The organism is Nonomuraea sp. NPDC048901 (assembly GCF_040649695.1).
GTDB lineage: Bacteria > Actinomycetota > Actinomycetes > Streptosporangiales > Streptosporangiaceae > Nonomuraea.
The window spans coordinates 250,459-263,904 of record NZ_JBEZFW010000011.1 but is presented as its reverse complement, the minus strand read 5'-3'; the positions used below and the strand labels follow the sequence as shown (position 1 = coordinate 263,904).

The following is a 13,446-nucleotide window of genomic DNA, read 5'->3' as shown; positions in this document are numbered from 1 at the left end:
TCGGACGGGACGGACGTCCTCTCGCGTTCGACCGCAGGAACAGGACGACTGACGATGATCGGATTGCGTGCCGCCGCGGCGGCCGTCGCTCTCACCCTGGCCGCCGCGGCCTATCCCGGACCGGCCGCCGCCGATCCCGGGCTCGACCGGCACGGCCGCCGTACGTTCGACCTCCAAGCCCACCGGGGCGGGCTGGGCCTGGTGGTGGAGAGCACGCTCGCGTCCTTCGCCAACGGGCTGCAGGTCGGCGTGAGCACGCTCGAACTGGACATCCAAATCACCGAGGACGGCAAGGCAGTCGTCACGCACGACCGGCGAGTGGACGCCCGCAAGTGCCAGGACACCGGCCCGGTCACTCCCGGCGATCCGGAGTACCCGTACGTCGGCAAGTACCTGAACACGCTCACTTTCGCCCAGGTGCAGACCCTGGACTGCGGGTCCCGGACGCTACCGGACTTCCCCGGGCAACGGCCGTCGCCGGGTGCTCGCATGCCGCTGCTGAGCCAGGTGTTCGACCTGGTCAAGCGTTACCGTGCGAACGACGTGAAGCTGAACGTGGAGACCAAGGTGGAGGCCGGCGCGCCGAGCGAGACCGCGCCCCGCGATCAGTTCGTACGGGTGGCGGTCGAGGAGATCCGGCGCGCACACATGCTGCGGCAGGTGACGATCCAGAGCTTCGACTGGGGTTCGCTCATGCTGATGCGCCGGGTCGAGCCACGCCTTCCCCTGGTGGCGTTGACGAACATCGACTTCCTGCAGACCGGCAAGCCCGGCGCCTCCCCGTGGCTGGGCGGGATCGACATCGACGACTTCGGCGGCGACCCGCTCAGGGCCGTCAAGTCGTTCGGCGCCGGCGCGTTCTCGCCCGTGCACGGCAGCCCGCAGAACGGCAAGGTGACCGATCCCGGCTACCAGGCCTACGTCACCCGGGCGATGGTCGACCAGGCGCACCGCCTCGGCCTCAAGGTGATCCCGTGGACGATCGACGACGAGGCCACCATCAACAAGCTCATCGACGACGGGGTCGACGGCATCATCACCGACTACCCCGACCGCCTGCGCACCGTGCTGGAGACGCGCGGCTTCACACTGCCGAGGCAATACGCCGAGCCACGCGCCTGACCGTGCTCATCGCGGACCGGGGTCCCGCCGCGCCGCTCTCGCGAAAATCGACCATCGAAAGGCTCATTACCCGGTCTGGGCGCTGAGCTCGGCGGCGGCTACGGCGGCGTCCTTCGCGCCGGAAGAAGTACCACTCCCGGCCGCCGTCGCCACCGCCGCAGTCGAACCAGTAGTGGTCGCCGGCCCGCCAGTAACAGCCGCTTGTACGGTGGCTCAGGGACGCGCTGACGGCGGTGATCTCGTCGGGGAGCGTGCATGGCCCGAACCGATGATCGTGGATGGGCAGACCGGTCTTCGAGGCCCTCGCTCCAGGCGAACCTTTCTCGGACTCCCGGCGTCGTACCCGTCGTGGATCTTGCCAGGCGTCGTGGGCTTCGTGTCGCGGCCACAGCTGTCGCGCTGTTGTTGACCTCAGGCGTCGTCGACCGGCCGATGGCGCCCCTGTTGCCGATACCCGTACAGGCGGCGACTTCGGCGGAGGAGATCGCTGACAGGCTGCGGAGCCGCTTGGATGACGACGTCGACCGCCGCCTCGAGGACATGGGCCGCACCGTCGCCGTTCCCGCCGCGATGAACCTGGACTTCCCCCTTCTGTTTTCCTGTTGGCCGGAGCACGGCCTCGGCGCGCTGCCACCCGAGGGGGTTCCGGCCTACACCGGCCTGCTACGCGTTCCGGAGGTGTCCTCAGCGCTGGACGTCAGGTTCTGGATCACTTCCGCCCGGCACCGCGAGGCGCCTGGTCCGGGAGGCCCGTCGCGGCGCGGAAGACTGCGCCCGCCAGCCCCAATCCGATTATTCGGGCAGTGATCTGGCGGACTTCGACCGTTGGGGATGGCACGGGGTGCGGGCCAGGGTCAACGAAGAGGAGTACACCAAGGATGGTGACCCGGACATCATGTCAACGATCGTGGCCGCCCGAGGGGGGCTGCTGGCCGAGGTGTCCTGGAGAACGATGGACCCGCTCCTGCTCCCGCTCGGCCCGGAAACCGGGGCAGTGTCCGTGTTGGCCGCCGTGGGCGGCGACCCCGCCAGCCCTGCCCCGGCCGGCGCCTCCCCAAGATCGGCCTTGAGCGCCATGGCTGCGCATGGCACCACCATGGTTTATCTCCGATGGCAGGGACCAGCCGGAACCGATCGGACCGCTGCCCTACGCAGGGGTCGCGCCGCGCTCACCCGGACGCTCGCTCTCCTGCCGACCGCCGGTTGAAGCAGTCCGGCGACGTTCACCGAGGACAGGCGGCCCAGGATCTTCGGGACGGCAGGCCAGGCAGCCTGGCCAACAGGAATCTCAGCGGCGGCGGGCGGGGCTGGTTCTGTAGGTTGATGGCGACATGGACCGGCCTTCGGGGAGACTCAGTGCGAGATGGGCAGCGGATGATCCAGCCGATCGATTTCGACCGGCCGGGCGACCTGGTCACGGGCCTGTACGACGCGTTCGTGGCCGGCAACGGCGACGACCACGGCCCCGTACCCTCCCTGCCCTGGTTCTCCTACGTCGTCACTACGGGCGGGGCGGGCGGGCGGTCCGAGGCGTGGGTGGCGGCCGAGGGCGGCAGGGTGGTCGGCGGGTACGCGCTGGCACTGCCCGAGGACGACAACACCCACGTGGGCCGGCTGTTCACCCTCGTGGTGCGGCCGGAGCGGCGCGGCCGGGGCCTGGGCTCGGCGCTGTTCGAGCATGCCCTTGAGCGGCTGCGCGCCCACGGTCGGACGCTGGTCCTGACCGCGACGCCCGACACCGGCTCGGGCGCCCGCTTCGCCGCCGCGCGCGGGATGACGCTCTCGCTCACGGAGGCCCGCCGCACGCTCGACCTGCGTACGGCCGACTGGGCAGCGCTGGAGCGGATGCGGCCCGAGGTGGCCGGCTACCATCTGGAGCGCTGGGTCGGCCCGGCCGGCCCCGAGTTGCTGCAGGACCTGGCCACGCTGATGGGCGGCATGAACGACGCCCCGCGCGACGCGGACATCGAGGCCGCGAACTTCTCCGTCGACCGCGTGCGCAGCCGCGAGCAGGCCCTTCCGGTCATCGGCCGCATTCCGTACACCATGATCGCCAGGCGCACGTCCGACGAAGCCCCCGCCGGCTACACGCGCATCCTGGTCGACGAGGACCGCTCCGACAGCTGGGGCTATCAGGGGGACACGACCGTGCTGCGCGAGCACCGGGGCCACCGCCTGGGCCTGCTTCTCAAGATCGGCAACCTGCTCTGGCTGCGTGAGCGGGAGCCCCACATCGAGCGCGTCATCACGTGGAACGCCGTCTCCAACGCCCACATGCTGGCCATCAACGAGGCCATGGGGTTCGAGTTCTTCGACGAGCAGAGAGAGTGGCGGTTAGAGATTTAAGCGCTCCGGAAGGAGGCGCGATAGGCGTGCGGGGTCACGCCGACGACGCGCTTGAAGCGCTCCCGGAAGGCGGTGGGCGAACCGAACCCGGCCTGCGTCGCGATGCGCTCGACGCCGTGGCCGGTGGTCTCCAGCAGGAACTGCGCCCGGCGTACGCGGGCTCGTAGGAGCCACTGCAGCGGAGTGGTACCGGTCTGCTCCCGGAAGCGGCGGCTGAAGGTCCGCTCGCTGAGCCCGCCGCGCCTGGCCATCTCCGCCAGGGTCACCTCCTGGGCGAGGTTGTCCTCGATCCACGACAGTACGGGCTCCAGCAGCGAGCCCTGGGGCACCGGCGGCTGAGCGTGCGTGATGAACTGCGCCTGTCCGCCCTCTCGTTCCAGCGGCATCACCGACAGCCGGGCCGAGTCGGCGGCGATCGCCGAGCCGAAGTCCCGCCGGATGAGGTGCAGGCACAGGTCCAGGCCGGCCGCGGCGCCGGCCGAGGTCAGGATCTGGCCGTTGTCGACGTACAGCACGTCCGGCCGTACATCCACCCGTGGAAACAGCTCGGCCAGCCGGTGGGCCGCGATCCAGTGCGTGGTCGCGCGCAGCCCGTCGAGCAGCCCGGCCGCGGCGAGGGTGAACGCCCCCGCGCAGATGGAGGCGATCCTGGTTCCCGCGGCCGCCGCCGCGCGCAGGGCGTCGAGTGCTTCCCGGTCCGGCGGGGCGGCCTGTTCCGAGCAACCGGGCACGACGATCGTGTCCGCCTCCCGCAGCGCCTCCAGTCCGTACGGAGCGAGGAGCGTGAACGTGTCGCTGGCCACCTGCGGCGTCGCCGCGCAGACCAGGACCCGGTACGGGCGGCGCCCGTCCGCCAGGCGGGCCCGCCCGAACACCTCGATCGGGGTCGCCATGTCGGCCGCCACCACATGGTCCAGCGCCAGGACCGCCACCGTGTGCATAGGGACACGGTAGGCCACGCTGGATGGCGGGAAGCCGTTGGAAATTGTCGATTCAGCCCATGGGGCCTAGGGGGCGAGCCGATCTAGCCTGGCGCTGCCTTCGACTTCGACTCGCATGTTCGCAGAACGGATCACCACTCTTCATGTCCATCCTCATGCCGATCCTGATCGGTCTGATCGCCGTCTCCCTCATCTCCCTGATCCCCGAGCCGCATCGGCGCCGCGCGAATGCCGTGGCGGTCGGCGGCGCGGGCGCCGCCTATCTCAGCGGTGGCGGGCTCGGTTACTGGGAGTTCGTGCTGCCGGTCGTCATGTCGTACGTCGCCTACCGGGGGCTGGAAAGCTGGACGTTCATCGGCATCGGCTGGCTGCTCCACACCGCCTGGGACGTACTGCACCATCTCCAGGGCAGCCCCCTGCTCCCCTTCGCCGCGGACTCCTCCTTCGGCTGCGCCATCTGCGACCCGGTGATAGCGCTTTGGTGCTTCGCGGGCGGGCCTTCGGTCTTCGGCTGGCTCCGCACCCGCCTGTCCCGTCGGTCTGCGGCTCCGCTCTCCTCCCCCGACGGACGTCAACAGGCGTAAGAGCGCAGCTCTCAACGCGTGCTCAACACATCCTCAACACGCGCCGCCTTACCTTCCCATTCGGAAGCAGACCCCCGTCTCATCCCGAAAAGGCAGGTAATCATGCGTCTCGCAAGCATCTCCCTCGCCCTCGCCACCACCGCCTCCAGTTTGGCCCTGGCGACGGCACCGGCCGTCGCGGCCCCGGCCGCGCACAGTGAAGTCTCGACCCGCGCGACGAGCGCAGCGGCAATGGCCAGCTGGCACACCCAACGGCACGAGTCGTTGGGCCCAAGCAAGGGGTACTTCTCGAGCGCGACCTGGAACCGGCCCTCGGGCGTCCGGGTGATGCAGGTCAAGGCCCGCTGCTGGGGCAACGACTCGCAGTTGGAGGTCAGACTCTGGTTCCTGCGCAACTGGGGCGGCGGCGAGAAGGTCGCCAAGTACGGCAAGTGGGCCTGCAACGGCAAGTACGGCATCGTCCGCATCAACAACGCCGGGCATTCGACGTACTGGGCGGCCTTCTCCCTCAGCAAGAAGCACACCGTCGAGTACTGGGTGCAGTACTACAAGTAACCCGCCAGGGGCTCGAAGCGGGGCAGCCGCTCCCTTAGATCACGAGGTTCCGTAGCCAGGCGTCAAGTACGGCGAAGTCCTCGTGGGTGAGACCGTTCGCGGAGTCGACGCGGTGAAGAAGGGCCGGTCCGCGATGGTGTCTGGCGACCCATGTCCGATCGAGGTCGGTGATCTCGTCGTCGACCCAGGCGAACGGCCGACCGGCGGCGGCCTCGACGAGCGCTTGTGTCTTCCAGTGCAGCACACCGGGGTCGTCTTCCTCCGGAGCGTCCGGGAGGTCGGCCACCGGGAGCTCCGGCAGGCCGAGCAACGGAGCGATCACTTCGTTGGCGTCGTGCATCCACGCGGTGGCCCAGATGAGCTCGCAGGACAGCGCCAGCAGCCGCGGGCCGTGCGCGGGATCGATCTTCGCCAGCTGCGGATTGGCCGCGTCCTGCCAGGCCGCCCACTCATCGAGGGCTGACGGGAGCCGGCCGCCGCCATAAGGCAGGAGCGTCCCGTCGACGTCCAGGAACAGCAGTGGGCGCTGGACATGATCGGTCATGGCCGCACGATATCGGCCGGATCGCCATCGAGGGGTGTCGCGCGTGCTTTGGGTCGGGACCACAGCGGCTAACGACCGGCTTCAGGCGCGGGCGGCTGCTCGGCAGGGAACAAGATCGCGCTGAGGAGGTACGGCGTGCGGTCTGGCGTGGGTGTGTTGGCCAGCCGGTCGCGCAGCACCACGAGCAGGTCGGCCAGCATCGCAGTGAGCTCGTCCGGGCTCAGCCAGACGGTGCCCTGCCGGTAGGAGACCGAGTCGGCCTCCGGGCTGGCGCCGTCGCGATCCAGGTAGGCGTTGAACTCGGCGATCAGGACGGCCATGGCCGCGGCGAATCCCCGGCGGTGGTCGTCGAGCGACATCGTGGCGGCCTCGCCGGCGCCGATCGTGGGCCGGTCTTGACGCAGCCGGTAGCGCCGCTCGACGGCGCCGCGTACCCGCTGCTCGCCGTCCACTTCCAGGAACCCTCCCTCGGTCAGCTGGGCGACCTGCCGGTACATCGTGATCTTCGGCACCTCGGGCATGCGGGCGCACATTTGCGCGATCGTCAGCGCGCCCGCTGCGGACAGGGCGTGCACGATGCGCAGCCGCACCGGGTGCAACAGCTGCTCGACAGGATCCATGGCTCAACGATTTCATATGAGATACCGTTATCCAAAATGAAAACGTTGCGCTCGGAGGAGGAGCTATGCGAGACGCCACCGGACAGCTGGTGCCCGTCAACGGCCGGACCGTCTATGTCGAGGAGTCCGGCCAGGGGCAGGACTGGGTGGTCTTCGAGGCGGGCAGCGGATGCGGCCGGACCTGTTGGGACCCGGTGCTGCCGCCGCTGGCCGGCAAGGCGCGGCTGGTGGCCTACGACCGCGCCGGGCGCGCGCTCAGCGGCCGTACCACCCAGCAGCTCAGCATCGACGACCTGGCCGCCGACCTGGTCGCGATGACCGAGGCCGTCGTCCCGGGCGAGTTCGTGCTCGTCGCGCACAGCATGGGCGGGCTGGTCGCCCGCCGCGCCGCCGAGCGCCTGGGATCCCGGCTGCGGGGGCTCCTGCTGGTCGACCCCACACCGGAGACCTCACCGGTGTACGACACGTGGGACCAGACCACCAAGAAGATCGACCGCATGCTGGCCGTGACGCAGGCGCTCAGCCGCTTCCGCCCCTTGGCGCGGCTGTTCAGCGGTAATGTCCGGCCCTTGTTCTCCGCCGACACCTATGAGGCCATGCTCGCCGAGAACTTCACCCCCGCCGGGACCGCTCAGACCCGCAGGGAGATGCAGGCGGTGGCCGCCGCCATCCCGCGGTTCCGCGCCCACCCGCCCCAGCTCCCGAAATGCCCGACGATCGTGCTGTCGGCGGCGCGCGCCGCCAAAGGGCGGGAGCGCCAGAACGCCGCCATCCGCGAGCACCAGCGGCGGTACGCCGAGACTCTGCCCGACGGGCGTTACGAAGTCGTCGACTCGGCGCACTTCATCCAGGCCGAGCAACCGCACCTCGTCGCCGACCGGATAGGCCGGCTTCTCAGCCGTAGCTCCTGATCACCCGCCCGCTTGCCTGATCGACGATCTGCTCTGGCGCGTCCAGGTACCCCATGCTCGCCGCAATAGGGTCCAGCTCAAACCATACGGTCCGGCCGAACAAGTGCCTTCTGACACCCCATTTCGTCGCCACGGCCGCCAAGATTTGCAGCCCACGCCCGCCGGTCTCGTTCGCGTCGTCGTTGCGGAGCCGTGGCCCCGACCACCAGCCCTGGTCCCTGACCTCAACACGGATCCGGCCGCCGCTGCCGCGCCACATGCGGACGCGAAAAGCTCCATTTCTCCAGCGGCCGGAAATAGTATGCCTTATTGCGTTGGTGACGATTTCGGTGACCAGAAGCCGTACGTTATCCAGAAGATTCGCATCGTCGGCGGCTTCAGGCAGCTCCCTGACCAGCCAGCTAGCGGCATAAATCCGCACATCGCTGACGACCTCGGGGCGTCCGGGAAACCGCATGTCGCCGACGAGCCGCATGCCGACTTCTGTCATATTTACCACCCATTTCCCACCCGTCGCAGTTCGGCGCATGCCACCATCGCTCGCGCCAGGATTCTGTTATGCGAATTGGCAGTGCCCAGCTTCCGGTTGCCACTTCAAACAGTGCATGCAACGGGCTACATTGTGTTGGGAAACAATCCCAGAGCGGTCCCAGACTTCTCCTGGCATCAAACCAGAAGAGCTGGAACAGTCGCGGTCACAGGGGTATTGATGCCAGCACCCAAAGAGCTCGACCCAACCACCGGCCCAATGGCACGTTTCGGTGCCGATCTACGGAAATACCGATACGCGGCTAAATGGACTCAGGCGCAGCTCGCCGAGCGTATCGGCTACAGCAAGAGTCGTATCGGCAACGTAGAAAGGGGGGACGAGAAGCCCACGCGGGAACTGATCGAGCTCTGCGAAAAGGCGCTGGGGCTGGACGGCGCGCTGCTCACGCACTGGCCGGCCATCAGCGGCAACCGGATGCCCGACTGGTTCCGGCAGTGGCCACCGATTGAGCGGAAGGCCGACCAACTCATCACCTGGGCTCCCCTTATCGTGCCTGGGCTGGTGCAGACGGAGGAGTACGCTCGCGCGATCTTCCAAGGGGAACCTCACATGACGCCAGAGCAGGCCGAAGAAGCGGTCAAGGCTCGAATAGAGCGGCAAACCATCTTCAACCGGCCGAATCCCCCTCAGTTCCTTGCTGTCGTAGACGAGGGCGTCCTGTATCGTCCGATTGGAGATGACTTCGTAGCCCGCCGTCAGCTGGAACACCTGATCGCCATGGCCGAGAGCAAATGGTTCACCGTCCAGCTCCTCCCGTATGCAGCCCGGTGCACGGCGGTGCTGGTGGGCTCGGCTCTCTTGGCCCGGGAAAACGGAGTGCCGATCGCCGCCTACGTCGAATCAGCCATCCACGGTCGCGTGGTTGACTCCACCAGCGACATCAAGCGACTCATGGACCGACTCGAACTCATACGCAGCGCGGCGCTCCCCGAGTATCTGTCAGTGCAGCGAATCAAGGAGAGAGTGGCAGCGTGGAGTTGAATGAGGAAGTTATCAAGGAGATCGCAAACCCAATCGGATGGATCACCGCGTCGAGCGGTCAAGGCGGCGATTGCCTGGAAGCCAAGCATCTGTCCGACGGCCGCGTCGCCCTGCGCGACACTGAGCAACCAGACGCCGAGCCCTGGGTAGTCCGCCGAGCCGTCTGGGACAAGTTCGTAGCGGGCGCGAAGAACGGAATCTTCGACTTCTAGCGCCATCAACCATGCGGCCCTCGACAAATCCATCGGGGGCCGCACACGTTGGTCAAACCCCCGCATGGGCCGGATGTCAGCGTTTGGTGTCGGCGTGTGCGGTGGCTTGCTCCTGGGTGGCTGCCCAGCTGGCCAGGAGCTGCAGGGCGTCCGCGGCCGGTGTGCCGGGGTCGGCGCTGTAGACGGTGATGGACAGCCCTTCGTCGCCGGGCAGGTCCAGGGACTCGTGCCTCAGCTCCATCGCGCCGACCACCGGGTGGTGGAAGCGTTTGGTTCCTCTGGTGTAGACGTGCACGTTGTGGGCGCCCCACAGGGTGCGGAAGGCGTCGCTGCGGGTGGACAGCTCGCCGATCAGGTTCGACAGTTCTCGGTCGTAGGGGTTCTTGGCGGCTTCGACCCGCAGGACGCCGACGCCGTCGCGGGCGACGCGTTCCCATTCGGGGTAGAACGTTCTGGCCCGGGGGTCGAGGAAGACGAACCGGCAGCAGTTGGCCGGCTCCTGTTCGAAGCACTGACAGTGCAGGGCGCGGGCCAATGGGTTGGCCGCCAGGATGTCCATGCGGTTGTTGCGCAGGTAGGCCGGCTGGTCGTGCAGGCCTTCGATGATGCGCAGCACGCTGGGCCGCACGGTGGCCTGTTTGGGGCGGGGCCGCTCGTGGAGGGGCCGGGCGTTGGCGGCGTGCGCCAGGGCGTACAGGTGGTCCCGTTCGGTGTCGTCCAGGCGCAATGCCCGGACGAGGGCGTTGAGCACGCTGTCGGAGACCCCGCCGAGGTTGCCGCGTTCCAGGCGTGTGTAGTACTCGACGCTGACCCCGGCCAGCGTCGCGACCTCGCCTCGGCGCAGGCCGGGCACGCGCCTCTGCCCGTACGCGGGCAGGCCCGCCTCCTCCGGCGTGATCTTGTCGCGGCGGGATCTCAGGAAAGTGCTGACCTCGGCCCGGTTGTCCATAACCTCAGCATAGGAAGGATGCAGCGACCGGTGAGGGCGCGTGAGAGTCCCTGCCAGTACCCCCCACAGAGGTCCCCTCGGCATGGGACGCGCATCACAGGGACGCGTTCGACTTCTCGGCGTACGGCGTGGAAACCCCCGCAGGGGAACCTGCCTCCTTCAGTCGGCTGCGGGTAAGCGCCCACCCGGCGAGGCCGAGAAGGGCGACGGCCATGATCGCCGCCCAGCCGGCGACCAGCGCCAGCACGGCCAGGGCGGCACCGGTGGCGGGAACCGACCATCCCCGATCGTGCAGGACGCCGGCTCGCCGGGCGGCGAAAGCGCCGGCCACTCCGGCCAGGCCCAGCAGGCCGATCTGGCCGGCCGAGTAGGAGAACGGCGCCGCTGTCAGCAGGTAGGTCAGTGACGTCCAGAACAACGAGAACACCGCGAAGCTCGCGGCGCAGATGACCAGAGTCGGGAGCGCTGCGCGGTGGCGCACCACGGTGGTGAAGACCGACCCCAGAAGGCGCGGGTAGGGAACGGGTTGGCGTGGTTCGAGGGGCGGGATGACCTTACGGAGCACGACGGCGAGGACGAGCGTCGCCGCGGCCGCGCTCACGAAGATCGCCCGCCAGCCGAGCAGGTCCGCGACGAAGCCGACCATTCCCGTTCCCAGGACCGCGATCTTCATGATCTTCTCCCCTCCAGTCGAATGGCGTGTGGTGGAGCGCCGACCGGAGTTCCCGCTTCCATGGCCAGGCAGAGCCGACCACTGACTATGCAACGCAAAACAGCTGTGACCTGGGAGTCTCCGCTGTGAGGGGTACTGGCAGAAACCTCCAGCGCCCAAGACACAGCTCCAGGTAAACCCAGAGGGCCCGCGAAGGGGGTCCCTGGCAGTACCCCCCTGCCTCGCGGTAGGACCCGCCATCCGGCGTTAGAGTCGGAAACAGATCACTCGTGGGCGCAAAGCCGCAGGCCAGAAGAGTCGGCCCATACCTTCCGGGCGACGCGTCGAAGGTGACGACAGCTGCCAGGCCGCCGACCCGCGTCGCGTCATGGCCGCGACCCGAGCACACATCCAGGAGGACCCGTGACCACCTCGTACAGCAGGACACTCGCACCCGGGGTCGACATCCCGCTCCTCGGGTTCGGCACCTACCTCATCCCCGACGCGGAGGCCGCCGACGCCGTCGAGGCGGCGCTGCGCGCCGGCTACCGCCACATCGACACCGCGGAGGTCTACCAGAACGAACGCGGCGTCGGTGAGGGCCTTCGCCGCGGCATGGCCGCCGAGGGGCTCACCCGCGACGACCTGTTCATCACGACCAAGCTGTGGCCGGGAGACGGAGACGAGTCCTTCAAGTCGACGCAGCAGGCCGTCGACGCCTTCGAGGAGAGTCTCCAGAGGCTAGGCCTCGGCCACGTCGACCTGTACCTGATCCACGCGCCGTTCAACCGGACGCAGCGGCTGGAGCAGTGGCGTGCGCTGGTCGAGCTGTACGAGAAGCACAAGGCGCGGGCGATCGGCGTGTCCAACTTCAGCGCCGCGCACATCGAGGAACTGACGGCGGCGAGTCTCCCCTTGCCACACGCGAACCAGATCGAACTGCACCCGTGGTCTCAGAAGCCCGAACTCGTGCGCTTTCTCGACGAGAACGGCATCGTTCCCATCGCCTACAGCAGCTTGGTGCCCCTCTCGACCTGGCGGACCGCCCCGGGCCATCACAGTGGCAAGACGGATGAGATGCGGGCCGACAGCGCCAGTGGCGATTCGCCGTTCAAGGCCCTTGCCGCCAAGTACGGGGTTACCGAGGCGCGGCTGTTGCTGCGGTGGGGCGTCCAGAACGGGTACCCGGTCCTGCCCAAGAGCATCAACCCCGCGCGTATGCGGGAGAACGCTGACTTGTTCTCGTTCGCGATCGACGACGAGGACATGCGGGCCATCACCGCGATGGACCGCGGCCAGGGCGTCGCGTGGGGATCATCCGACCCCACGCACGCCACCTGATCGCCGCGCTCGACCGCCTCCCGGCTGGTCCACGGCGTGGCCTCCCGCAAACCGGGAATGTCGGGCAGTAGCGCGCCGCTTCCGGTCGCGATGACCACCGCATGCCGGGCCGTCAGCGTGATGGGGACGCCGTCGTCGCCGGTCACCTCGACCACGCCCGCGGACACGATCCGGCCCTGGCCACGGTGCAGGGCGATCCCGGCCGAATCGAGCCAGCCGACCTGACCGTCGTCCTTCCAGTGCGAGGCGAAACCATCTCGCCGGCCCAGCACCGCGGCCGCGTCGAGACCACCGGTCACCGCCTCGCACGCACCCGCCACCTGACGCGCCGCCCGTAACGCCGCCGCGCTGCGCAGCAACGCCTTGGTCGGCATGCAGGCCCAGTAGGAGCATTCTCCGCCGACGAGCTCGCGCTCGACGACGGCGGCGCTCAGGCCGCCCCGCACCACCCGGTCGGCGACGTTCTCCCCGACCGGACCGGCACCGATGACGACGACGTCGTACGTTTTGCCGTCCACCTCAGTTCCCCTTCGCGGCGCGACCGAGGCGGAGGGCCGAGATGAGGAAGAAGACGCCGCCGGGAATGGCGTAGCCGGCCGCGTTGGTCAGCGTCGGGTTGGCCGCGGCGGCGCCGACGACGAACGACGCACCGGCGAGTACGGAGACGCCGCCGCTGATGATCATCGGCCACTGGCCGCCCATCTTGCGTCGGGTGACACCCACGATCAACTGGACCAGCCCGGCAATGACCGCCCAGGCGCCCCACACGCGCAGCACCGCCGGGATGCCGGACGCGCAGGCGATGGCCACACCGATGGCGGTGATCAGGCTGACGGCGACGTTCACGTACAGCAGGGCAGGTGATCCGGTGGCGCGCGACGCGCGGGCGTCGATGACGGCGGCGGCCACGTCGAACAGCGGGTAGAGCACGAGCAGGGTAACCGCCAGCGGGCCCAGGTTCGAGGCGGTCGTGAACATCGCGAGGGCCCAGACGATGGCGAACGCGAACCGGACGAAGTACAGCCGCCGTAGCGCGGACGCGGTCCCGGAAATACCGGGCGACGCGGCGATGGTGCTCATGATGATCCTCTCGGTGGATGAGTGATGAGGAGAGCGCTTCAGCGCCTTCAGCTAGACC

15 protein-coding genes and 1 pseudogene are annotated in these 13,446 nt (G+C 68.6%); 8 read left to right on the top strand and 8 right to left on the bottom strand.

Annotated features, from left to right (window positions below):
- Nucleotides 1-54: 54 nt before the first annotated feature.
- Both AB0C30_RS34875 and AB0C30_RS34870 read left to right on the top strand, forming a co-directional pair.
- Nucleotides 55-1,122, top strand: coding sequence for a glycerophosphodiester phosphodiesterase family protein (locus tag AB0C30_RS34875; RefSeq protein ID WP_357952400.1), 1,068 nt, complete (start codon nt 55-57; stop codon nt 1,120-1,122).
- Between the two features lie 1,356 nt (nt 1,123-2,478).
- Complete coding sequence (locus AB0C30_RS34870; RefSeq protein ID WP_357952399.1) at nt 2,479-3,468, top strand: GNAT family N-acetyltransferase; 990 nt, start codon at nt 2,479-2,481, stop codon at nt 3,466-3,468.
- On the opposite strand, the gene AB0C30_RS34865 is transcribed toward AB0C30_RS34870, so the two are convergent.
- Nucleotides 3,465-4,409: a helix-turn-helix domain-containing protein gene (locus AB0C30_RS34865; RefSeq protein WP_357952398.1), complete on the bottom strand. Its 945-nt coding sequence runs from the start codon at nt 4,407-4,409 to the stop codon at nt 3,465-3,467. The two genes, AB0C30_RS34870 and AB0C30_RS34865, sit on opposite strands and share 4 nt — an antisense overlap.
- Before the next feature lie 143 nt (nt 4,410-4,552).
- Between AB0C30_RS34865 and AB0C30_RS34860 the strand changes: the two genes are divergently transcribed.
- Nucleotides 4,553-4,993: a DUF6010 family protein gene (locus AB0C30_RS34860; RefSeq protein WP_357952397.1), complete on the top strand. Its 441-nt coding sequence runs from the start codon at nt 4,553-4,555 to the stop codon at nt 4,991-4,993.
- Between the two features lie 102 nt (nt 4,994-5,095).
- A complete protein-coding gene (locus AB0C30_RS34855; RefSeq protein WP_357952396.1) occupies nt 5,096-5,548 on the top strand; it encodes a hypothetical protein in 453 nt (150 codons plus the stop codon).
- 34 nt (nt 5,549-5,582) lie between these two features.
- Here the strand turns inward: AB0C30_RS34855 and AB0C30_RS34850 are convergent, their stop codons facing one another.
- Complete coding sequence (locus AB0C30_RS34850) at nt 5,583-6,092, bottom strand: HAD domain-containing protein (protein WP_357952395.1); 510 nt, start codon at nt 6,090-6,092, stop codon at nt 5,583-5,585.
- A gap of 68 nt (nt 6,093-6,160) precedes the next feature.
- Nucleotides 6,161-6,712, bottom strand: a complete 552-nt coding sequence (locus AB0C30_RS34845; RefSeq protein WP_357952394.1) for a helix-turn-helix domain-containing protein — start codon at nt 6,710-6,712, stop codon at nt 6,161-6,163.
- 65 nt (nt 6,713-6,777) lie between these two features.
- On the opposite strand from AB0C30_RS34845, the gene AB0C30_RS34840 reads away from it, so the two are divergent.
- Nucleotides 6,778-7,623, top strand: coding sequence for an alpha/beta hydrolase (locus AB0C30_RS34840; RefSeq protein WP_357952393.1), 846 nt, complete (start codon nt 6,778-6,780; stop codon nt 7,621-7,623).
- Here the strand turns inward: AB0C30_RS34840 and AB0C30_RS34835 are convergent.
- The gene (locus AB0C30_RS34835) at nt 7,607-8,113 is read right to left on the bottom strand and encodes an ATP-binding protein (RefSeq protein ID WP_357952392.1); all 507 of its coding nucleotides are present in this window, start codon (nt 8,111-8,113) and stop codon (nt 7,607-7,609) included. The two genes, AB0C30_RS34840 and AB0C30_RS34835, sit on opposite strands and share 17 nt — an antisense overlap.
- A gap of 219 nt (nt 8,114-8,332) precedes the next feature.
- Between AB0C30_RS34835 and AB0C30_RS34830 the strand changes: the two genes are divergently transcribed.
- Nucleotides 8,333-9,154: a helix-turn-helix transcriptional regulator gene (locus AB0C30_RS34830; protein WP_357952390.1), complete on the top strand. Its 822-nt coding sequence runs from the start codon at nt 8,333-8,335 to the stop codon at nt 9,152-9,154.
- The gene (locus tag AB0C30_RS34825; RefSeq protein WP_357952389.1) at nt 9,145-9,366 is read left to right on the top strand and encodes a DUF397 domain-containing protein; all 222 of its coding nucleotides are present in this window, start codon (nt 9,145-9,147) and stop codon (nt 9,364-9,366) included. The genes AB0C30_RS34830 and AB0C30_RS34825 overlap by 10 nt, the downstream gene beginning before the upstream one ends.
- Before the next feature lie 76 nt (nt 9,367-9,442).
- On the opposite strand, the gene AB0C30_RS34820 is transcribed toward AB0C30_RS34825, so the two are convergent.
- Both AB0C30_RS34820 and AB0C30_RS34815 read right to left on the bottom strand, forming a co-directional pair.
- On the bottom strand, nt 9,443-10,315 hold the full coding sequence (locus AB0C30_RS34820) for a helix-turn-helix transcriptional regulator (protein WP_357952388.1): 873 nt from the start codon (nt 10,313-10,315) through the stop codon (nt 9,443-9,445).
- 94 nt (nt 10,316-10,409) lie between these two features.
- The gene (locus AB0C30_RS34815; protein ID WP_357952387.1) at nt 10,410-10,988 is read right to left on the bottom strand and encodes an MFS transporter; all 579 of its coding nucleotides are present in this window, start codon (nt 10,986-10,988) and stop codon (nt 10,410-10,412) included.
- 402 nt (nt 10,989-11,390) lie between these two features.
- On the opposite strand from AB0C30_RS34815, the gene AB0C30_RS34810 reads away from it, so the two are divergent.
- The gene (locus AB0C30_RS34810; RefSeq protein ID WP_357952386.1) at nt 11,391-12,308 is read left to right on the top strand and encodes an aldo/keto reductase; all 918 of its coding nucleotides are present in this window, start codon (nt 11,391-11,393) and stop codon (nt 12,306-12,308) included.
- Nucleotides 12,309-12,376: 68 nt separating this feature from the next.
- On the opposite strand, the pseudogene AB0C30_RS34805 reads toward AB0C30_RS34810, so the two are convergent.
- Together AB0C30_RS34805 and AB0C30_RS34800 are read right to left on the bottom strand one after the other, a co-directional pair.
- Nucleotides 12,377-12,754 (bottom strand): annotated as a pseudogene (locus tag AB0C30_RS34805) (pyridine nucleotide-disulfide oxidoreductase); the annotation flags it as partial.
- Nucleotides 12,755-12,827: 73 nt separating this feature from the next.
- A complete protein-coding gene (locus tag AB0C30_RS34800; protein WP_357952385.1) occupies nt 12,828-13,388 on the bottom strand; it encodes a hypothetical protein in 561 nt (186 codons plus the stop codon).
- Nucleotides 13,389-13,446 lie beyond the last annotated feature (58 nt).